Consider the following 21,167-nt stretch of genomic DNA (forward strand, 5'->3'; position numbering starts at 1 on the left):
TCGATTACTTATATCTAGTGGGGTATTTTTTATGCTTGCAATTCATACAAGTGGGCATGTCAATTGGTCTATCATCACTAAAGTTGAAAACTACCTCTACGACCTACGTTTACTCATGACCATGCAACAAAGTATCGATGATAAAATCATCATTATTGATATTGATGAAAAAAGTCTTGCTGATGAAGGACAATGGCCGTGGCCAAGGGATAAATTAGCACTGTTAGTTAATCGCTTATTTGATGATTACCAAATCAGAAGCATTGGATTTGATGCTGTATTTGCTGAAGCTCAAGCGAATAACTCACTCAATACTTTACAACTTTTATTCAATAAAGGGCTGTTCGATGCAGCCCAATATCAACTATTACGGCAAGAGTTCGACCACGACCAACGGTTTGCCGAATCGCTTATTGCCCGTGATGCGGTCATGGGTATTGTGTTTAAACACAGTATTTATGACCAACAAACCAATGGGGAATTACCTACACCCCTTGCCTCCCTTGATATACTCAACGAAATTAAAAACGATTTGCACTACGGTACAGGATATGCAGCCAATTTACCCATTTTGCAACAAGCCTCTGGTTTTGGCGGATTTTTTGACTATATTCGGGATGATGAAACGCTGCGAAAAGTGCCACTCATTCAATATTACAACAATCAAATATACCCTTCACTTGCATTCGAACTTGCACGAATAAGCCTCAACCAACCCGCTATCGAATTTCAACTTTCAGGAAATGAACAAAGTGCGTTGCGTTCACTAGAATTTATAAAACTGGGCAATTATAAAATTCCAGTCGACCTAAGTGGCTCTGTTTACGTGCCCTTTAGAGGCCGACAAGGTAGTTTTAACTATATTTCAGCAACCGAAGTGTTAAACCAAACACTCCCGATAGAAACCCTCAGTGGAAAAATAGCATTGCTAGGTACGAGTGCATCGGGGCTTCTTGATTTGAGATCAACCCCTGTTGGCAAAAGTTACATTGGAGTAGAAGTTCATGCCAACATAGTGTCTGCAATTTTAGAGCAACGATTTAAGCATGCACCAGGATACCGTTTAGGCATTGAGTTATTTAGTTTATTTATTTTAGCGATGCTGATGAGTTTTATTTTTCCTTTTTTGCAATCAATAGGCGCAGCCCTGTTTATCATTGGTCTGACTGCATTTTATTGCGCACTTAATTTGTATTTTTGGCATTGGCAAAATATGATTTTTACCTTAGCCACACCGTTATTTTTTATTTTCATCAGTGGTTTTTTGCACCTCAATTACAACTTTTTTGTAGAACAAAAGAAAAAGCGCCGCTTATCAAAGGTGTTTAGCCAATACATTCCCCATGAACTAGTTACTGACTTCGATTCGAACCAAGCTGAAATGTCATTGGCAGGCGAAAACCGCATTATGAGTGTCCTCTTTACCGATGTACGAAATTTTACCACTATGTCAGAAAAAATGACGCCTACAGAGCTAACTGTACTGATGAATGAATTCTTAACCCCTATCACTGAGTGTATTCACCAACAGCAAGGCACTATCGATAAATATATGGGCGATGCAGTAATGGCATTTTGGGGGGCACCGATTAATGATCAGCACCATGCTAATCATGCAATTAAAGCAGCGTTAAATATTATTATTCAAATGGAAAAACTCACCGAAGTATTCCAAGCCAAAAATTGGCCAGCAATAAAAGTAGGAATTGGGATTGCAAGCGGCAACATGAGTGTCGGTAACATGGGTAGCGAGTTTCGCATTGCTTACACTGTGATGGGTGACACGGTTAATTTAGGGTCGCGTCTTGAGGGGATCACTAAAATGTACGGTGTCGATATTATTGTCAGTGAAAATACTAAAATATTGGCACCTGAGTTTATCTACCGTACAGTTGATAAAGTAAAAGTAAAAGGAAAAGAGTTACCAGTAACCATTTTTGAACCGTTAGGATTATTAGAGCAGCTCAATGAAACAACTTTAGCTGAACTTGTCACTTATGAAGCAGCATTAGAGCTTTATTGGCATAGTGAATTTGCTGCTGCGCTATTGGAGTTTAAAGTTTTAAATGATAAAACCCCCTGTTTATTATTTAAAACTTATATAGAGCGCTGCATGCTTTACACAACCACACCGCCAACCCAGCCTTGGGATGGCTCTTTTACCCACACAAGTAAATAACTACAATTCTGATCATCTTCTTTATCAATAGCGGATATTAAATAATCACGTAGCCAATTGTATTAACAACTGCTCACACTCTTGACTATTCATAAATCGAGGTACAGGGTAATCAGGATGGGCCTCGGCTAAAATAGCTTTTACCAATCCAGGAAAATCGGACGATTGTAATTGCGCATAATATGTAGGTATATCAAATGAGGCATTGAGGTGTTCAATTAATGTTATAAATGCCCGAGATTTCTCTTCGTTAGACTTAGCACCTAAGTCTAATTGGCAAAAATCATACATAACAGCCATTTTGTTTTCGATAATGGCTCCATACCAATTAAGCACATGAGGTAAAGCAATGGCGTTGGCAAGTCCATGAGCAATGCCATATTTAGCCCCAAGATTATGGGCAATGGCATGAACATAGCCTACTGATGTTCTGGTAAATGCTTCACCAGCATAAAATGAAGCCAACTGTAGCTGTTCTCGATAATGTAAATTAGTTGGGTCGGCAATACACTTTGGAAGATAAGTTAAAATTAACTTGGCACTAAGTAAGGCTTTTTGGTCACTAAAGGCAAGTCCGTTAATCCCAATAAATGCCTCTATCGCATGAGTGAGCGCATCCATGGCGGTGGTTACAGTTAAAGGAGTAGGTAAATTCACAGTTAAAGCAGGGTACAATAAAGCCGCTTTGGGCATTAGCACTAAATCACTCACAGCATATTTTTTATGGCTCGTAGGATCTGATACTACCGCCGCGACGGTTGTTTCAGAACCCGTGCCCGCTGTCGTTGGCACAGCGTAAAGTGGCGGCAGCTTTTTTACTATTTTAAATAGCCCCTTGAGTTGCTTTAACGATTTATGTGGTCTGACAACACGTGCACCAATTAACTTCGCACAATCAATCACAGACCCTCCACCAATGGCAATTATGGCATCACATTGGTAGTCTAAATAGCACTCTACCCCACTCTCAACGTTGTCAATCGTTGGATTCGGTTCAACATCCGCAAATACAATATATTGGTGTTTATTGCCATTAAGTGCATCCGTTATAGGCTCAATAATACATAATTGTTTAAGTACTTTATCAGTGACTACGAGTATTTTTTTATGTTTAGCAGCAGATAACGCACACACAAAATCACTAAGACCTTGTTCACCGATATATAAGTCGGGTTTAGGGAAAGGGTATAAAGCGACGAACGCTTTTAAAGTAAACTGATAAACTCGATACAAAAAAAACATAAGTGAGGCACACATAGGGCAGTAATTAAGTTCTTTAACCTAACAGATTGGTCTTTATAGATAAAATAAAGAAATTAAAAATGTGTAAAATAAAAACAATTTCGACCACATTGTCATACATCTGTAACATGTATAAATCACAATAATCATCTTACCTTAATTGATTCATAACATAAGGAGTTATCGTGATCCACGTTGATGGTTTGTCGAAACAAACTTTAGCTAGTTTAGCGCCTATTCAAGGCAAAACATTTGATTATCAAACCGATGACCCATTTTTGTTAACTCTCGATTACCAACGTAAATCATTTAATGTGACTCATAACCACTGCTTTACTTTTCCATTTTGTTTAAGTGAAGAAGTGCAATTGGGCGATTTGGTAAGCATGAGTGCTGGGGCTGTTAATCACAGAGCATGTGAATACAGTGGTGAAAAAAAAATTACCATTGCTGACTTAGCCCTAGGTCATATCGAAATTGAATTAAAAGGCCACGGCCCTTCAGATGAATATGTAATACAGCAAACCTGCAGACGCGAAAATAACATCATACAATTAAAAAATATGACGGTTTTGTTAACAGCTCCTTATGCAAAAAAGAGTGATCATGATGTGAAATCGACTTCTCAACGTTTATGGCAAAAGATTAGTCAAATATTGCGGTGATCGACTGAACTTCGATTGATAAAATCAGAAAACTAACGCAAAATTATTGTTTTAAAATAAACGAAGATAGTTAATGCCAGACTTAGTTGCATGTCCCCAATGTGATTTCCTCGTTAATTTACCCGCTTTGAATAGCAATCAACGGGCACTTTGCCCAAATTGTGGTCACCAGCTTTCAAGGGGCAACTTTCATAATCAAGCAACGGTTATTTCAATGGCGCTCAGTGCATTAATCATGCTGCTGAGTTCACTTTTTTATCCTTTTATTTCTTTTAGTAATCAAGGCATGACCCAAACAATTACACTACTTGATGCTGCTAAAATTCTATTTAATTATCAAACACCTATTTTGGGAGCATTACTCGATTTATGTATCATATTACTCCCGTTTATTTTATTAGTATCACACATTGTTATGCAATTGGGTGCACTATCAGCTCTGCCTAACCACTTAGCTCGTGGATTATTAAAATTTACACTGTCACTGACACCTTGGGTCATGTCTGAGATATTTTTAATCGGTGTTTTAATTAGCATGGTCAAAATTATGTCGATGGCCGATATTGCATTTGGTTTAAGTTTTTGGTCTTTTTGCTTGTTTGTTTTACTGTATATTGGCTGCCTATACCGCATCAATTACTCGCAATTATGGCTGCAAATTGATAGTACTCCTTCTTCTGATATTCAGCAGATCAGTACTCGAGCAATAGAAAGTGAATTAAAAGCATGCCACGTCTGTGATTGCTTAAGTCAAGATGACTACTGCCCTAGATGCCACAGCCCATTACATTTACGCAACCCTCAATCAACTCAACGCGTCTGGGCATTTTTAATAACCGCATTAATTTTATATATTCCCGCGAATTTATACCCTATTATGCACACCGTCGTATTATCGCAAGATGAACCATCTACTATCATGGGGGGGATTTTGATCTTGTGGAAAATGGGTTCTTATCCAATAGCACTGATTATTTTTGTTGCCAGTGTGGTAGTCCCAATTGCAAAAATTCTTGTGCTAGCTACCCTCTGTATCAATGTCAGTTCAACACGTAACTTTAATCAACAACAAGCCACACAACTTTATAAAGTTACAGAGTTTATTGGTAAGTGGTCTATGCTAGATGTTTTTGTTGTTATTATACTAGTCGCCTTAGTCCAACTGGGAAATATTATGTCTGTATTACCCGGAAAAGGGGCGCTCTTTTTTGCTGCAATGGTCATTGCCTCGATGCTTGCTGCTCATGCCTTTGACCCTCGTTTAATCTGGGATAAAAAACCTAAGGAAAGTAATGTCGTCACCCGCTGAAATAAAACAAAAAAAATCCCTTTCATTAGTATGGTTTTTGCCTGTTATTAGCCTATTTGTAGCTTGCTGGATGCTTTATAAGTATCAAATGGAGCAAGGTGAAATCATCTATATCAAAATGCCTTCGGCTGAAGGGATCATTAATGGTAAAACCGAAATTAAAGTGCGCAGTGTTAAAATTGGGGTGATAAGCCATACCCGTCTTTCGGACGATCAAAAAAGCGTTATCGCGCGAGCAGAAATCGACAATCACTACACCCATTTATTAACCCAAGACGCCAAATTATGGGTAGTCAAACCACGGATTGATGAAACTGGCATTACAGGCATGACGACGCTGTTATCAGGCGTTTACATTGAGTTTTTACCGGGTGAAGATAAAAATAAAATACATCAATTTCAATTACTCACCGATCCGCCGCTTATCGCTAACGATATCGAAGGGGGCCGCGTTAAATTATTAAGCCGCGATGCCGAAGTGATTGATGTTGGAACAGGTGTATTTTACAAAGGCTTTAAAGTCGGTCAGGTCGAAACGGCAACGTTTGATTGGCAAGAACAAACCATGCGTTATGGTCTATTTATTCAAGCTCCTTATCAAAACCTTATCACGCTCAACAGTGTATTTTGGGTTCACTCTGGTATCGAAGTCGATCTTAATGCAGATGGCCTGAGTATCAAAACAGGCTCGCTGAGTAAAATACTCAAAGGCGGGATTTCATTTATGGTCCCTGAGCGTGAAAACCCAGGCGAGATAGTGCAAAATGGCCATACCTTCTCACTCAGTGATGATTATAAAACCGCGCTCGAGCAGCGTTATTACGAACACGATTATTACGTGATTGAATTTGAGCAATCTATCCGTGGATTGCGTGTAGGTGCGCCAGTTGAATATAGAGGAACACGAGTAGGTACTGTTGTTGAGGCACCCGCGATTTTAGTCATTGATGGTAAACCCGCTCATTTTATGTCTGATTCAACGGCTGTACCCGTGATGATAAAAATCGAATACCGCCGCATCTATCATGAAGCTAAGATTGCAAAAGAGTTTTGGCAAGAAAATAGCCAAAAGTGGATTAGCAATGGCCTAAGAGCATCACTTAAACCAGGCAACTTAATCACAGGCGCAGTATATGTTGACCTTGATTTTTACCCTGATCCTGAACCTTATATGCCAAAAACATTAGCTAATCATCGTGTTTTCCCAAGTATATCCAGTGGCTTTTCAGTGTTAACAAATCAATTATCTGAAGTAATGGCTAAAATAAATAAACTCGATATCGAAAATACTTTAACGCAGCTCAACACAGCTGTCGAAGAGTATGAAAAATTAGCGGGGGATTTACGTAGTTTTATAAATCAAAGTAATACACGAGAAATTCCAGCAGAGCTCACACAAAGCTTAGATAAAATCACCTCATCAATGGGGCAATTTGATCAAACCATGAAGCAATTTGCCAAAACCATGGCCGATTATCAGCAAGGTTCGCCTGTTTATCATGATATTAATCGTACTGTAGAAGAGATGAAAAAATTGGCCGAACAGCTACAACCTATCGGTCAATCTCTGAATGAACAACCGAACATGCTTATTTTTGATAAACAACCAATCGAAGATTTACAACCTAGGAGCAAACAAAATGATTAAACCACTCATTTCATTTTGGGTTTTCATCGTATTAGCCGGTTGCTCATCAGCTCCTGCAACTATTAGCTATTATCATTTTGCTACCGAAAATCCCAATAAAATCATTGCTACCAACGCAAATACCGTCGCATTAGTATTAGCTGAACCAGTATTGTACGGTGCCATTAATAATAGAGGCATTGCCATGAAAAGTGATACAACTCAAATGCGCAATGCTAGCCACCATCTATGGGATCAACCGATTGACAGCATGCTACTCAATAGTGCAGAGCAATACCTCACCCTCGCACTGCCCTCCATGTTTGTGAGTAAAAAACGCGCAGCACTGCCTTTTAGTCATACACAAAGTTACTACGAACTACAGTGGGAAATTACTGAATTTAATGGTGGACTCAACAATAATGCTGAAATAAGTGGGTTATGGCGAATAGTTGAATATCAAGCAGGCCTAGCGCAATCGGTTAAAGTGAGCCGCTACTTTACGTTCTCAGTGGATTTAACTCAAGATGGATACCCTGCTTTAGTCAATGCACTTGAAACCGCTTGGCAACAAGTGAATCAACAAAGCAGCGCTGCATTAATTGAGTTAATGCAACCAAACAAACACTAAATAAAAGCAGTTAACTCATTTGCGTAAAAAAGGCGATGATCCCTCATCGCCTTTTTGCTTTTTAAGCCAAAATATCATATTTGAACGGATTACTAACCGACAGCAGGAATAACCCCAAACATTTGTAAGCCCTGCGCACTGATGATCAGCACACCTAATAGCGCAACAAAAACCAAGGCAAATCGGCCACCCGCCACTTGATAGCCTGCTGGTAAACTATCTTGCTTACGTCGTTGCTGCCATACCATCGCTACAGGTAAAAATATCGCCAATACCACTAGTGCGATGGCCGCATAGCCCAGCGCCATAATAAACCCTTGCGGATAAAAAAGTGCAAAACCAAGGGGAGGCGTAAAGGTTACAATCGCGGTGATTAAACGGTCTTGTTTAGTATTGGACTTTTTTAAGGTATCGCTGAAAAAATCAAACAAACCTAAACTCACGCCTAAAAAAGAGGTGGCGAGCGCTAAATCTGCAAAAATGGTAACGGCTTTACTAATTGCAGGATTATTTAACAAGGTGGCAATCGATGCGATAAAACCAGGTAACCCTTCACTTTGCAGTAAACTTTGCTGGCTCATCATGCCTTGACTTATCACTTGCCAAAACAGATAAATCACTAACGGCAACGATGCCCCCACAATCATCACTTTTCGTAGCACTTTAATATCTTTGCCGACGTATTTAACAATAGAAGGGATCGAACCATGAAAACCAAACGAGGTGAAAACCACAGGAATAGCCGATAAAATAAGGCCTTGCTGTAATGGCATTTCAAGTAAATGCTGCATTTGTACATAGGGCGTTAACATGTAAAACATTACCCCTAACACCACTATTTTTGTGATAAATAAAACACGATTTACTTTATCGACCGTGCCAGTACCTAGGGTAATAATAAACCCAAATAATACTGCAAAAATAATGGCGCCGACTTGGGGGGCTAATTGCCAATCAAACCAATTATTAAGGTTAATTTGTAACTGCGAACCACCACCGGTAATGTAAGCCGCACATAAGGCATAAAATAGAAAAATCATTGAAAAATTAGCGATCACCTGCCCTCTTCTGCCCAACAATTTTTTAGCTAATGTATTAAGTGTTGCATCAACATCCGCATGTTGGTGAACTTCAAGCATCAGTAAAGCGGTATAAGTCATTAATAACCAAGTCGCTAAAATCACCACTATTGAGGTCGAGAACCCTAATCCCGCAGAGGCGATAGGTAACGCCAGCATTCCGGCACCAATCGTGGTTCCTGCAATAATTAACATACTGCCAAAGGTTTTATTTTTACTCACACAACACGCCTTATGATGGTAGAAACTACAAAGTCAGTTAACGTAAACGTAAAGCAGTTAAAAGGGAAGTAAAACGCGGCAAACACCACGTCTTTACTGTAATAATTGATTTACACAACGAATGTGTATCTAAGGTAAACATGCTCTACTTTATTGGCTCACTTCAAGCTTCACCGCCACAGGTTCATCAACATCACCGCGAGGTAAACGCAGTTTAAACTCTCGTTTGAGCAACAAGAAACTGACAACCGATTGAATAAACACACTTATTACAGACAAATACCACACTTGCGTAAGGGTAAAGTCAGGCTGATGGCTTAACCAAACGGCTACCACAGTAAAAATCAGAACCCGTGTCGCTGTGCTATACAGGCCTGGTAGGGTATTTCCCAAAGACTGAAAAAGCCCAGAGCAGGTAAACACCACACCAGATGGAATAAAATTAATACAAATTATTTGTAAAAAGGTAGCTGCAATTAACACAACTTCAGGATCACCAGAAAAACCACCGACCAGCACTGAGGGAATTAAAAAACTCACCAGCGTTAATACCGCCATTAAACTACATGTCAATAACGCCGACCAAAAGAAGGTTTCACGTACCCGATCGAACCGCTTTGCGCCAAAGTTTTGCCCCGCCACAGCAGGTGCTGCAAAGGCTATCGCCATCGCTGGCAAAAACAATGACTGCATAATACGAGAGCCTAGACCAAAACCTGCTTGAGCATCAGGGCCAAAATGTTGAATTAACCAATAGATCAGTGCCATATAGGCAAACATTAAAAAGAATTCCCCCCCTGCTGGCAATCCAATACCAAGCAAACGCTTTATAATCTGGGTATCAAAGCGCCATAAACTTGGGTTAAGCGAAATATATTTTTCAGCTTTAACAAAATAAACACAAAGCAATAATACCGCAGCAAATACCGAAATCGAACTTGCTAACCCTGCTCCTGCAACCCCCATCGCAACAGACGTGCCCCAACCAGCAATTAAAATTGGCGATAAAATAATATTAACAATAATCGACAGGGTTTGTACCAGCATGGTGGGTTTTACAATTCCTGTGCCACGCAAACCAGCACTCACCGCCACCAATGGAAATTGCAGCGCCATACCGGGCAAAAACCAATATAAATAATCGCGCCCTGCAGCTATGGTTGCCGCATCCGATGAAATACTGGCTAAATAGCTTGGCGCACCAAAATAGCCAATAATCACTACAACTAGCGCCATTAGGCAAGCAAGTAACATACTTTGGTTAAACACGGCATTTGCATCCGCTTCATCTTTGCGCCCAACAGCATGAGAAATCAGTGCCGTGGTACCGACATTAAGAATTTGAGTTAATGCAAAAATTAAAAACATCGCATTGCCCGCAAGGCTGAGGCCAGCTAAAGCGGTATCACCAAGTTGACCCACAAAATACAAATCAACTAAAAAATACAAAGTTTGGATCAGCATTCCAATCATCATAGGCACAGCCATATTAATGAGTAATTTAGGAATAGATCCTTGCGTTAAGTCTTTCATTTATATTGTCTTAAAACACATACAGGGAAACCGATAATAACAAACCTGAGCTCTGGATAATAAATTTATCTCCAGCGGCTACAGACTTGAAAAAACATTGACCAATTCAATATAAATACGTTAGTAAATCACTTAACCAAAGCTCAGGTTAACAAGATAATTTTGTTTGCCCATAGCTCAAATTGCGATTTTAAAAACTGCAATCATATTGCTGCAAAAAACAGACTCTCCCTTGCATATCAGCCCACCGCAATTAATAACTCATTTTTAATCCTGATCCATATTTGATGCACAATTATGGCATCTAATTACGCTATTGTTTTTTAGGAGAAAACCGCGATGGGATCAGTAGGATTAGCTATTAATCAAAAAATCATTTCCACTTTAGATGCTTTAGGATTCCCAATCCTTTGTAATGAGCTTTATAAAAACAATGAGTTGGAGCAATTAGAAAGCTTATTCAACTTATTAGAAATGATGTTATTTGATCAAAGCCTTGATAACTCAATTAAACATAAAATCGAAATTGCACTGGCGACATCAAATAATGGTATTTTGATCCGACAGCAACTTAAAGCGAGAAAAAATGATTCCATCTATTCTATAAATAGCTAAAATACCGCGTTCAAATTTTAGGGAAATCACTATGCAGAAAATTTTAATTGTTGATGATGATCTCAGCATAGCGCAAGGAATTGAGCTTTTTTTCCGAGCGAATCAGTTTGATACCTTGCACATTGACGACGGAGATTTGGTGGTAAATGCAGTAAAACGCTATCAACCCGACCTTATTTTACTTGATTTAATGTTACCAAATAAAGATGGTATGGCGTGTTGCCAAGCAATTCGCTTATTTTCCGATGTGCCAATTGTGATGCTCACCGCCATTGTTGAACAGCAAAAAAAACTGCAAGGATTACAACTCGGCATTGATGATTATATCTGTAAACCCTTTGATGCCATGGAAGTGGTATTACGTGCTAAAGCAATATTAAAACGCAGTATTGGCCAAGTACAATATAATACCTTAACCCTTAATGCAGATGCGCTTGAAATAAAAACCCCGCTTGGGGTAGTATCACTGTCCCATTCGGAATTTAGCTTATTTGAGTTACTTTTTATTAATCACGAGCGCATTTTTTCACGGGACAAAATTATCGAACTAGCCTACCCCGAACTACACGATATTAACGATCGCACTATCGACAGTCATATCAAAAACATCCGAAAAAAGTTCAAGGTGTCTCTCAACGCAGTTGCCCCTATTGAATCTGTTTATGGCGCAGGTTACCGCATCAATATGGCTCTTTTTGGCAATACTCCTAATTAAAAGGTGTTTCTTTTGCATTATTTTCGTCGTTATATCGCTGTTTTTTTATTACTGTGTTATTTGACCCATGCTCACGCGCAATCCATTGACCTCAACAATTTTAATTTCGCCGCCACAGATGCCTTAGCACAGCTTACTAAAATGCAAAACAATACGAGCGGCGAGCAACAGGCTGATGTCACTATCAGTGTGGCCACCTTGCATTGGCACCGGGGACGCTATGACGAAGCGCTTGCTATTTTAGCGCCTCTAAAACAAAGTCAATGGCCAAAAATAACCATAATGGCTTGGTTTGAAGAAAGCTTAATTGCACAAAATAGAAACCATTATGCCGAAGCTGAACGTATTATGCTTGAGCATGTGCACCCGCTTGTAAACCTTAACTTGGCGCTCTTTAATACTAATGAACAAGCAAACTTCTATTGTATGACGGGTATCTATCAACGCAACCTCAACAAATACAGTTTAGCGAAACAAAACTATCAAATTGCGCTTGAACTTTATAGCCAGAGTAATCGTCCCTCGGGGATGGCACGGATTTATAATGCACTCGGTGTACTTGCTGAAACAGAACTCGATTATGAGCAAGCGCTCATCTATCAACTCAATGCCATGCAGGCTCTATCAAACAGTAAGGATTTAATGACCGTTTCAGCTAATTTTTATAATCTTGGTAATTTATACATGAAAACCAATGATTTGACTCAAGCTGAACAGTTTTACCAAAAAGCATTAAAAATCGATTTAGCCCGTAACAACAGTAAAGATAGCGCGTTTGATTACAGCCAACTTGCTAAATTGGCCCATAAAAAAACACAGCTGAGCGTAGCCATCGAATATAATGAAAAAGCCATTGAGCTATTTTTAAAAGCCGATGCTCCAGCTGCAACCACGCAAACTCATTTACAACTCGCTGATTTATATAAAGAGTTAGATAATCCCAACGCACGACTAACTCATCTAAATCATGCCCAAAATGCCACAAGACTGACCAATGATACCTTTGCGCAAAGTCGGGTTCACAGTCATTTTATCGATTATTACCTTGAAATTAATGAGCTTAACCAAGCACTTAGTCATGCAGAGCAATATTTAGCCATGACTCAATCATTAAATAACAGTTCCTTAGTTCGCCCTGCTCACGAAAAGTTCGCGGATGTACTGGCGCTAAAACAAGATTTTTCAGCCGCTTATTCCCATCTAAAACTTGCTTACCAACAATACCAAGAAGATATTTCAAGCGAGCGTATTAAAGAACAAGAAAAAAGCAAAAAGGACGTTAATTTATTACAAGAACAGCTCAAGGTCAGTCAGTTACAGCAAAATGAAAAAGCACAACAGCAAATTATTGCAACCGAACAAACCACTAAAAAATGGTTAGTTACGCTGTTCTGTTTAAGCTTGCTGTTATTTAGTGCCATTATTTTCAATATTTGGCAACGCCGTAAAATGGCATTACTACGCAATGAGCTGAATGAACAGCTTCTAAAACAAAAAGATCAGCTCCTAGCAGATATTTCCCATGAGCTGCGAACGCCGCTTACGTCGATGAAATTACAAGTGAATGCTTTGCAACATAACTTAATTAGTGACGTGCAATCGAGCTATTCGCAAATGAATCAAAAGGTGATTGATATTAATCGCTTAATTTCAGATATTTATGAATTAGCGCAATCCGATAGTGGCCATTTGGTTTTAAACCAACAAAGCCATGTTGCAGCTGCTTTATTTGAAAGCTGGCAACATGAATTTGCCAATTACGTCAAAGATCATAACTTTAATTGGCAATGTGAAATCAATTTACAACAGCAAACTGTGTTATGGGATTGCGACCGTATCAAACAAGTACTGACCAACCTCATAGCCAACAGCTGCCTGTATACCGATAAACCCGGCACCATTACACTGTCGGTTTACGCAAAAAACCACTTTATTATTGTTTCAATCAACGACACTGCACCTGGTGTACCAAGCGACCAATTTGAACAAATATTTGAACGCTTATACCGCGTAGAAAAATCTCGCTCGCGTCAATTAGGCGGTTCCGGCTTAGGATTAGCCATTTGCAAAAATTTAATCCACGCACACCAAGGGCAAATTCGCGCAACGGCAAGTCCATTAGGTGGGTTAAAAATATCGATTAAACTCCCTGTATGTAATAAATAGCCTGTACGCTAGATAATAAATCCTACCTAATGATTGAATCTTGCAGCGACAATGCAAATAAGTGTGATTGTTTTTAGCCAAAAAGTGCTTTAGCTGTTAGCATGCGTGCTCATTTTTAAGCGCAGCGAATGACCTGTGCCCTGATTAGGATCAGCAATGTCTAAATGTTTCTACCGTGGTCGCCCAATTGTGATGGGTAAACACAACCTCGGCACCTATAAGCCAAAGCCGAATGTAAAATTAGGCAGCCTAAGCGATCCATTACAATTACATGTTCAATCGACTGCACGTCAGTTGGAACTTGAGAAAATTTTATTTGAACATCAGTTAGTTGCTGAGTTTCACATTAACAGTGATGCTGCTGAAGACATTCAAGCGCTTGATGTCGCATTAAACAAACCAGCTCCACAAGTCTTCGCTAAAACCCCTGAGCGTAACGATCCTTGCTCATGCGGCAGTGGTAAAAAATACAAAAAGTGTTGTGGTTAGTCCTATAAACCTGTGAACTTGGCAAGCTGTTATCAACTAAATTCAATATATTTTTAGTGTTCCATAAAGCTTAGCCAAACACCCCGACTCTTACTGGCTTGGCAGCGTTACGGTTGCCACTGCCCCACCATTTGGGCCGTTTTTTAGGCTTAAGCGACCAAAGTGATTGGTAATAATTTGCCGACTCAGCATCCGTCAATGCCTAAACCGTGTGGTTTGGTGCTGTAAAATGGCACAAATAAATTATCTGGATTATCAATACCCGGACCGTGATCATAAATGCTGAACTGTAGGTTTTTATCATGTAACTGACAGATAATCTCAATATCTAAGTCTTGCCGATTGGCACTTTGGTTTGCTTCAACTGCATTTTTTATGAGGTTAATTAACGCCCGCGCTATAGTCACAAGCATGCTATTACAAACAAGCTTCACTGCCGTTTATGGCTAGTGTTTAGCGCCAACTCGGTTATAGTGATGCCATATTGTCATCTTGAATTGTGTTATGTCTGTTTGTGCACTCGATACCCACATCTGCCAAAAAGCCCGTTTTGCTCGTGATCCGCGTTTTGATGGGCAATTTTTTATCGCCGTCACCACCACAAAAATTTATTGTCGGCCCATTTGCCCTGTTGCACCGCCAAAAGAAGACAATGTGCGCTATTTTCAAAGTGCGGTGCAAGCCGCACAAGCGGGTTTTCGGCCTTGTTTACGCTGCAGACCCGATAGTGCACCGGGTTCAAGTGCGTGGCGAGGCGTCAATACCACGCTTGATCGCGCTATAAAATTAATCAACCAAGGGGCATTACAACAAGGGTCAATCGTACAACTTGCTGAGCGCTTGGGCATTAGCGATCGGTATTTACGGCTGTTGTTTGAGCAGCATTTTGGTTTATCACCAAAAAAATATGCGCTATATCAACAGTGTTTATTCGCCAAACAATTACTGCATCAAACGCAGCTCAGTATCACTCATATTGCGCTTGCCAGTGGTTTTAATAGTATTCGGCGCTTTAACGATTGTTTTATCAACGAACTAAAATTAACACCGAGCGAAATGAGAACGAAACAATCAAATAATAAAAGTGGATTGCAACTTAACTTGGCGTACCGCCCACCTTTTGATGTCGCTAAAATGCTCAATTTTTATCGAGCCCGTTTAATTACAGGGCTTGAATGGGCTGACGAACACAGTTACGGTCGCACCTTTGAGTGGCAAGGTGCCAAAGGTCACTTTACCCTCACCCATATTCCTCAAAAACACCTGTTTGCTGTTGAGATTGAAATTGATGATCTGACATATTTAAGTGCCGTAGTTGATAATATTCGCCGATTGTTCGACTTAGATGCGGATTTAGTCGCAATTGAAGCCGATTTAACGACTGCGCTGCAAGGCCAAATTGCCATTGAGTCAGGCATTCGACTGCCCGGCATTTGGTCGATGTTTGAAGCGGGTATTCGCGCGGTGCTTGGCCAACAAATCTCTGTGGCTGCGGCAAAAAACTTAGTACAACAATTAGTACAAACTCTGGGCGAGTCTCAAGGGGATAAACGCTTGTTTCCAAGCCCTTCGGCCATTGCAAGCAGTGAACTCGCTTTTTTAAAAATACCCAGCTCACGTAAACAAACATTGCGCAATTTAGCTACGCACTATTTAACGCACCCAACGCCAGATGATGGCGAGTTTTGGCTGGCCCTCAAAGGCATTGGCCCCTGGACCACAGATTATGCCAAAATGCGCGGGCTAAGCGATCCTGATATTTTTTTAGGCGGTGATTTAGGGGTAAAAAAAGCGCTTATTCAATCAGATAGCCACATCACGCCAAACGCTGCATCACCGTGGCAAAGCTATTTAACCTTTCAACTTTGGAGCCGCTTATAATGACAACCACACTTGCGGGTGATTACTTTGAAAGCCCTTTAGGCTTAATGGAAATTGTTACTAACCAAGAAGGCCTACAACATGTTATTTTTTGCGGCCCAGAGCGCCAAACTCTCAGCGCCAATGACCTAACACAAGCCTGTAAAAGCCAATTAAGTGACTACTTTTCGCTAAAGCGTACCGTGTTTGATTTACCGCTTGCGCCTATTGGCACTGTGTTTCAACGTAGTGTATGGCAACAACTAAGCCAAATTGGCTTTGGTGAAAGTTGCAGTTATGGTGAACTGGCACGCAAACTCAACAACCCCAAAGCGGTGCGCGCCGTCGGTGGTGCCAATGGTCGCAATCCCCTTACCATCATTGTACCGTGCCATCGTATTATTGGTGCCAATGGTCAATTAACCGGTTATGCCGGTGGGATTGAACGAAAATTATGGTTATTACAACACGAAGGGCTATTAATCAATGCCACGCAGAATAAGCAACAACTTGAAGCGACCATACGACAACGCCAAGCAAAAACCCAGTTTTTAAAATAAAACTGGTTGTCTAATGTAGTCGCTGTATACTTGGCGCCAGTCAATCTTGAACAGAGTAAACCAATGATTATTTTTACCACAAACTTAGGTGATATCGAATTCAAACTCGATTTTGAAACCACCCCTGTTACTGCCAAAAACTTTTTAGACTATTGCCAAAATGGCTTTTATGAAGGCACGATTTTTCACCGTGTGATCAAAGGGTTTATGATCCAAGGTGGTGGCTTTACGGCCAAAATGAAAGAAAAGCCAACAAACGATGCTATCGTCAATGAAGCCAATAAAGGCCTCAAAAATAAACTTGGCACGATTGCCATGGCTCGTACAGACGCACCCCATTCAGCAACAGCACAATTTTTTATTAATGTAGCGGATAACGACTTTTTAGATCACACTAAAACCACCAATGCAGGTTGGGGTTACTGTGTTTTTGGTGAAGTTATTGCGGGCATGGACATCATCAAACAAATTGAAAAGGTGCGAACCACACGTGTTGCAGGCCATGAAGATGTACCATTTGAACCGATCATCGTTGAAAAAGTAACGATTACACAATAAATGAACAAATTTTTAAAGCTGTAACTCAATGCTCAGCACTGCTGAGCGTTTATTATTCAAAATAACAGCTAGCGCCATGATAACCAGGTAAATAGACCTGTTTTTTAAACTCAAAACCAAGTTTGGTGAGTACCCGTTGCGAGGCTGTATTATCTGGAGCAGTAATCGCGACAATTTTTTCAATCCCTAACTGAGTTTTTGCATAGTCCATCACCGCTTGTCCTGCTTCACTGGCATACCCGTACCCTGCAGCTTCATCTAACAATGCATACCCTAAATCTGGGCTTGATAACGCATCGCGTTTTACTAACCCGCACACACCAATCGGCGTATTGGTTGCTTTAAGCTCCACAACCCATAGACCAAAGCCAAGTTTTACATACTGGTTTAGGTAACTACTATGAATATGCTCTCGAGCAGAAAATAAATCACGCACCCCTTTATCGCCAATGTTAGTAATAAACGACGTTTGATTCACTAAGCGCAATATAAAGGCATCGTCATCAAGTTGGATCAAACGCATCTTTAAACGTAGGGTGGTCATTAAATAGGCCGACATAACATACCTAAACAAAATCATCGCGATGGCACATCAGCATACTAAACATCAATTGTGCAATTCAAGATAAATGATCAATACATCTAACCGATTAAAACAGGAGGAAAGTTAAGAGTGACCTGTCAAAAACCTGCTATTTAACATAACTGAAATTTAAATAAAAACGGGCAGCACATTGGCTGCCCGTATTAGGCTAAAACAATGCTAACCGATTATTGGTATTGCATTTTTTGTTTTGCTTGGGCTAGGTTGGTTAATTCTACTTCACCTGCAAGCTTTGCAAATTCAGTGTTTTTAAACTTAGTGCCGCGTAGTTGCACATTAATGCGCGCTGCCTCTTTGTTACCCATGGTTTGCGCATAAAATGCTTTGATATCTGCAAGCGTCACTTTTTCTACTTCAGCAATCAATTTTGCACGGCTATCAAAGGCAAAGTTTTCGCGATACCAATCACCCAATAATGGCGACAATTCATCACTTAGGTTTTTAGGCTGCTCTTTTAAGCCCACTAAGGTCGAATTTTTTAACTGTTGGAATGTTTCTTCCGTTACTTTATCGAGCTCGCTAACGTATTCTTTTTTGAATAAATCAAAACGCGCTTGCATTTCTTGTGGCCCTTTTACCGGCGTTTGAATGAATAAACCAATGCTGGCATAGTCATCAATTGGATTAGCAAAGCCACCCACTGCATACGCAAGTTGCTCTTCGGTACGCAGCTTATCAAAGGCCACGGTACGGAAATGGTTTTGTAAAATACTGGCGCGGGCTTTTTGCTTATAACCCGGCTCTGGGTGTACCAAGACATCGACAATCGCCACATCGGCAACATCAATGTCTTTTTTTACGACATACACTTCACCTGGTTTTGGCAACCAACTTTTATCGCGGCTGTATGCTGTGGTTTTATGATTAGTTGGCAAAATTGCTTTTAGCTGCGCAGCAATATGCGTTATGTCGTTTTGATCATAATTACCAAAAACAAAACCGCGGATTTGGTTTTGCTCAAGTGTTTGCGCCATAAAGGTTGTTAAATCAGCAGCCGTTAATGATTTTGCCGCTTCTAACAAGGCATCATCTGAATAACTGCCATTTGAAATAACCTTACTGAACTCACCAAAGGCTTGATAGTAAGGGAATTGTTTACCTTCATTAGCTATATCACGGCTAAAGCGATCGATTGCTTGAGCAAACCCTTGCTCATCCACCGCAACTTGAAGCGCTTTTAGACCTTGCTCTAATAACAAGGCTTGTTTATCAGTAAAACCATTGAGGGTGAAGGTTAAGCCATTCGCTGCTGCAACACCTAAATTCATACCTGCAATACTTGCCTCTGTACTTAAGGCACTTTGTTGTAAGTTATATAAATCGGCCCACACGCTGTATAGCACTTGTGCTTTGGCATCGCGCTCAGACAAATCACTGTTGAGATACACTTTGAGTAACCCTTTAGGCTGATGGGCAAAATTAGTGCTGGCCACTTGCCAAATTTTCAAATCGGTTTGGTCAACGACTAATTGTGGTAATGCAGATACTTTACCTTTTGTTTTGATTGTAAAATTTTCAGGAAGTAAACGATTCACCGCTGGTAAGTTTAACGCTGTAGTCGGTGTTTGCTGCCATGCTGCAAGCTCTTCTTTACTAAAATCAGCTAAGCGATATTCGCCATCATAAAAATGCAGCTTGCTATCGGTTTGTTCTTGTTGGCTGATATACCACACTTTTAAAGACGCTGGGGTCAGTTGATCAAGTACCGCGTTAATCGCCTGTTTATCAAATTGCGCATAATAGAACCCAGCATTAATCACATTATTAAGCGGGTATTTTTGCATGCTGTCGGCTAGGTTTGAGACATAACCAAACTCGTCGCCTTTTTCTAAAAATTGAAATTGATTGTTTAATGAGGTGCGGATTTCATTAAAGTACTTATCGTTAACGCCTTCTTTTTTGATTAAATCAATGTATTGCATCACAAGGGCAACAATTTCGTCGCGATGCTGCATGCCTAAATCAGTCAGCTCTGCATCAATTGATAAACTCCCGTAATTACCATACATGTCTGGTGAGGCACTTGACGTCAGTTGTGATACCCAACCTTTATCACGCAATACTTGTGCGGGTGTGCCAGGCATTTCTGAGCTCAATAAATACGAAATAAAGCGATTTGGTTTTACAGCATAATCACTGAGGTTATTTTTAATGGTGAAATCAAGTTTAAGCTGTTTTACATCTTCATTTGGTTTGTAATAGATTTTTTTAGCGGCCACTTTTGCTAAATCAAGTGATTGCGTAACGGTTGGTTTTTCGATGTCTTTATTTTTAATCGTCGAAAAATGCACATTGGCTAAGCGCTCCATTTCACTCAAGGGTAAGTTTGAGATCATGGCGACTTTCATAATGTTTGATGAATAATATTTATTATAAAAATCAACCGTTTCTTTATGTAGATTGCTGTTTTCTTTATCACCTAAGGTTTCTAAGTTACCAATTAAAAAACGATTGGCTGGGTGGTCACCCATTAAGTTACGGCTAAGTTTAAACTGGCCAAAAAAGTCCATTTCGCGGCGCATTGACCATTCTGCGTTAACGGCGTTTTTTTCTTTATCTGTGTATTCAGGGTACAGCTTGGGGGCTTTAAAAAAGTCTGCAAAACGGTCTAATGCGTTATCATAAGCATCGTTATTTACTTTAAACATGTAGTTAGTAATGTCTAACCAAGTGTACGCATTATGAGCACCACCATTTTTAGTCATAAACTCTGAATATTCTTTTGTATCAGGGTAACGCTCGGTGCCTAAAAACAACATGTGTTCTAGGTAATGCGCCATGCCTTGCTGTGTCATCGGGTCGTGCAATAAACCCACACCGACACTCAGTGCTGCTGCTGATTTTTCAACTAAAGGATCGGAAACTAAAACCACTTCGATGTCATTGCTTAGTTTTAAGGTTTTATAAGCTCGTTGATCGTTGGGGCTCACAACTAAATTATCTGGGACAAATGAAACCGAAGAAGGTGCGGGAGTACTATTACAGCCCGCTAATACTGCCAGCGCAATTGCACTGAGTGCCAAAATTTTTTTCATCGTTGTTCCTATCACTTGTTATTATGCAGTTTGAATAGCCAAATAATAAAAAAGTATTTCTTCTTTGCCTACCGCTAT

At 40.1% G+C, this 21,167-nt stretch carries 18 protein-coding genes; 12 read left to right on the plus strand and 6 right to left on the minus strand.

The annotated features are described in order from the left end of the window. Nucleotides 1-31 precede the first annotated feature (31 nt). On the plus strand, nt 32-2,179 hold the full coding sequence (locus AC3KZC_RS18405; protein ID WP_490577685.1) for a CHASE2 domain-containing protein: 2,148 nt from the start codon (nt 32-34) through the stop codon (nt 2,177-2,179). A 45-nt stretch (nt 2,180-2,224) separates the two neighbouring features. On the opposite strand, the gene AC3KZC_RS18410 is transcribed toward AC3KZC_RS18405, so the two are convergent. Continuing rightward, nucleotides 2,225-3,421: an iron-containing alcohol dehydrogenase gene (locus AC3KZC_RS18410; protein ID WP_490577684.1), complete on the minus strand. Its 1,197-nt coding sequence runs from the start codon at nt 3,419-3,421 to the stop codon at nt 2,225-2,227. Nucleotides 3,422-3,606: 185 nt separating this feature from the next. On the opposite strand from AC3KZC_RS18410, the gene AC3KZC_RS18415 reads away from it, so the two are divergent. From AC3KZC_RS18415 to AC3KZC_RS18430, 4 genes are all read left to right on the plus strand, one after another. Next, on the plus strand, nt 3,607-4,086 hold the full coding sequence (locus AC3KZC_RS18415) for a hypothetical protein (protein ID WP_490577683.1): 480 nt from the start codon (nt 3,607-3,609) through the stop codon (nt 4,084-4,086). 73 nt (nt 4,087-4,159) lie between these two features. Continuing rightward, nucleotides 4,160-5,395 carry a PqiA/YebS family transporter subunit gene (locus AC3KZC_RS18420; protein WP_490577682.1) on the plus strand — a complete coding sequence of 412 codons (1,236 nt, stop codon included), beginning with the start codon at nt 4,160-4,162 and terminating at the stop codon, nt 5,393-5,395. Then, nucleotides 5,379-7,043: an intermembrane transport protein PqiB gene (gene pqiB, locus AC3KZC_RS18425; protein WP_490577681.1), complete on the plus strand. Its 1,665-nt coding sequence runs from the start codon at nt 5,379-5,381 to the stop codon at nt 7,041-7,043. The genes AC3KZC_RS18420 and pqiB overlap by 17 nt, the downstream gene beginning before the upstream one ends. Beyond that, complete coding sequence (locus AC3KZC_RS18430) at nt 7,036-7,653, plus strand: PqiC family protein (RefSeq protein ID WP_490577680.1); 618 nt, start codon at nt 7,036-7,038, stop codon at nt 7,651-7,653. Before pqiB ends, AC3KZC_RS18430 begins: the two co-directional genes overlap by 8 nt. A 92-nt stretch (nt 7,654-7,745) precedes the next feature. Here the strand turns inward: AC3KZC_RS18430 and AC3KZC_RS18435 are convergent, their stop codons facing one another. Both AC3KZC_RS18435 and AC3KZC_RS18440 read right to left on the minus strand, forming a co-directional pair. Then, the gene (locus tag AC3KZC_RS18435) at nt 7,746-8,954 is read right to left on the minus strand and encodes an aromatic amino acid transport family protein (protein ID WP_490577679.1); all 1,209 of its coding nucleotides are present in this window, start codon (nt 8,952-8,954) and stop codon (nt 7,746-7,748) included. Between the two features lie 150 nt (nt 8,955-9,104). Beyond that, nucleotides 9,105-10,487 carry an MATE family efflux transporter gene (locus AC3KZC_RS18440; protein WP_490577678.1) on the minus strand — a complete coding sequence of 461 codons (1,383 nt, stop codon included), beginning with the start codon at nt 10,485-10,487 and terminating at the stop codon, nt 9,105-9,107. Between the two features lie 339 nt (nt 10,488-10,826). On the opposite strand from AC3KZC_RS18440, the gene AC3KZC_RS18445 reads away from it, so the two are divergent. The 4 genes from AC3KZC_RS18445 to AC3KZC_RS18460 all read left to right on the plus strand — a co-directional run bounded on the left by AC3KZC_RS18445 (nt 10,827) and on the right by AC3KZC_RS18460 (nt 14,472). Further along, nucleotides 10,827-11,102, plus strand: coding sequence for a hypothetical protein (locus AC3KZC_RS18445; RefSeq protein WP_490577677.1), 276 nt, complete (start codon nt 10,827-10,829; stop codon nt 11,100-11,102). A gap of 31 nt (nt 11,103-11,133) precedes the next feature. Then, a complete protein-coding gene (locus AC3KZC_RS18450; protein ID WP_490577676.1) occupies nt 11,134-11,817 on the plus strand; it encodes a response regulator in 684 nt (227 codons plus the stop codon). Nucleotides 11,818-11,829: 12 nt separating this feature from the next. Next, nucleotides 11,830-13,983, plus strand: a complete 2,154-nt coding sequence (locus AC3KZC_RS18455; RefSeq protein WP_490577675.1) for an ATP-binding protein — start codon at nt 11,830-11,832, stop codon at nt 13,981-13,983. Nucleotides 13,984-14,139: 156 nt separating this feature from the next. Next, nucleotides 14,140-14,472, plus strand: coding sequence for a PBPRA1643 family SWIM/SEC-C metal-binding motif protein (locus AC3KZC_RS18460; RefSeq protein WP_490577674.1), 333 nt, complete (start codon nt 14,140-14,142; stop codon nt 14,470-14,472). Between the two features lie 185 nt (nt 14,473-14,657). Here the strand turns inward: AC3KZC_RS18460 and AC3KZC_RS18465 are convergent, their stop codons facing one another. Then, a complete protein-coding gene (locus tag AC3KZC_RS18465) occupies nt 14,658-14,885 on the minus strand; it encodes an ATP-binding protein (RefSeq protein WP_490577673.1) in 228 nt (75 codons plus the stop codon). A 91-nt stretch (nt 14,886-14,976) separates the two neighbouring features. On the opposite strand from AC3KZC_RS18465, the gene AC3KZC_RS18470 reads away from it, so the two are divergent. The 3 genes from AC3KZC_RS18470 (at nt 14,977) to AC3KZC_RS18480 (ending at nt 17,450) form a co-directional block, all read left to right on the plus strand. Then, a complete protein-coding gene (locus tag AC3KZC_RS18470; RefSeq protein ID WP_490577672.1) occupies nt 14,977-16,353 on the plus strand; it encodes an AlkA N-terminal domain-containing protein in 1,377 nt (458 codons plus the stop codon). After that, nucleotides 16,353-16,892, plus strand: a complete 540-nt coding sequence (locus AC3KZC_RS18475; RefSeq protein ID WP_490577671.1) for a methylated-DNA--[protein]-cysteine S-methyltransferase — start codon at nt 16,353-16,355, stop codon at nt 16,890-16,892. Before AC3KZC_RS18470 ends, AC3KZC_RS18475 begins: the two co-directional genes overlap by 1 nt. 63 nt (nt 16,893-16,955) lie before the next feature. Then, nucleotides 16,956-17,450 carry a peptidylprolyl isomerase gene (locus AC3KZC_RS18480; RefSeq protein ID WP_490577670.1) on the plus strand — a complete coding sequence of 165 codons (495 nt, stop codon included), beginning with the start codon at nt 16,956-16,958 and terminating at the stop codon, nt 17,448-17,450. Nucleotides 17,451-17,502: 52 nt separating this feature from the next. Here AC3KZC_RS18480 and AC3KZC_RS18485 read toward each other — a convergent pair whose 3' ends face one another. After that, the gene (locus tag AC3KZC_RS18485) at nt 17,503-18,009 is read right to left on the minus strand and encodes a GNAT family N-acetyltransferase (RefSeq protein ID WP_490577669.1); all 507 of its coding nucleotides are present in this window, start codon (nt 18,007-18,009) and stop codon (nt 17,503-17,505) included. A gap of 212 nt (nt 18,010-18,221) precedes the next feature. Further along, nucleotides 18,222-21,089 (minus strand): insulinase family protein, encoded by a 2,868-nt coding sequence (locus AC3KZC_RS18490; RefSeq protein ID WP_490577668.1) that lies wholly within the window; start codon nt 21,087-21,089, stop codon nt 18,222-18,224. Between the last annotated feature and the right edge of the window lie 78 nt (nt 21,090-21,167).

The organism is Pseudoalteromonas sp. J2K-J031 (genome assembly GCF_058197095.2).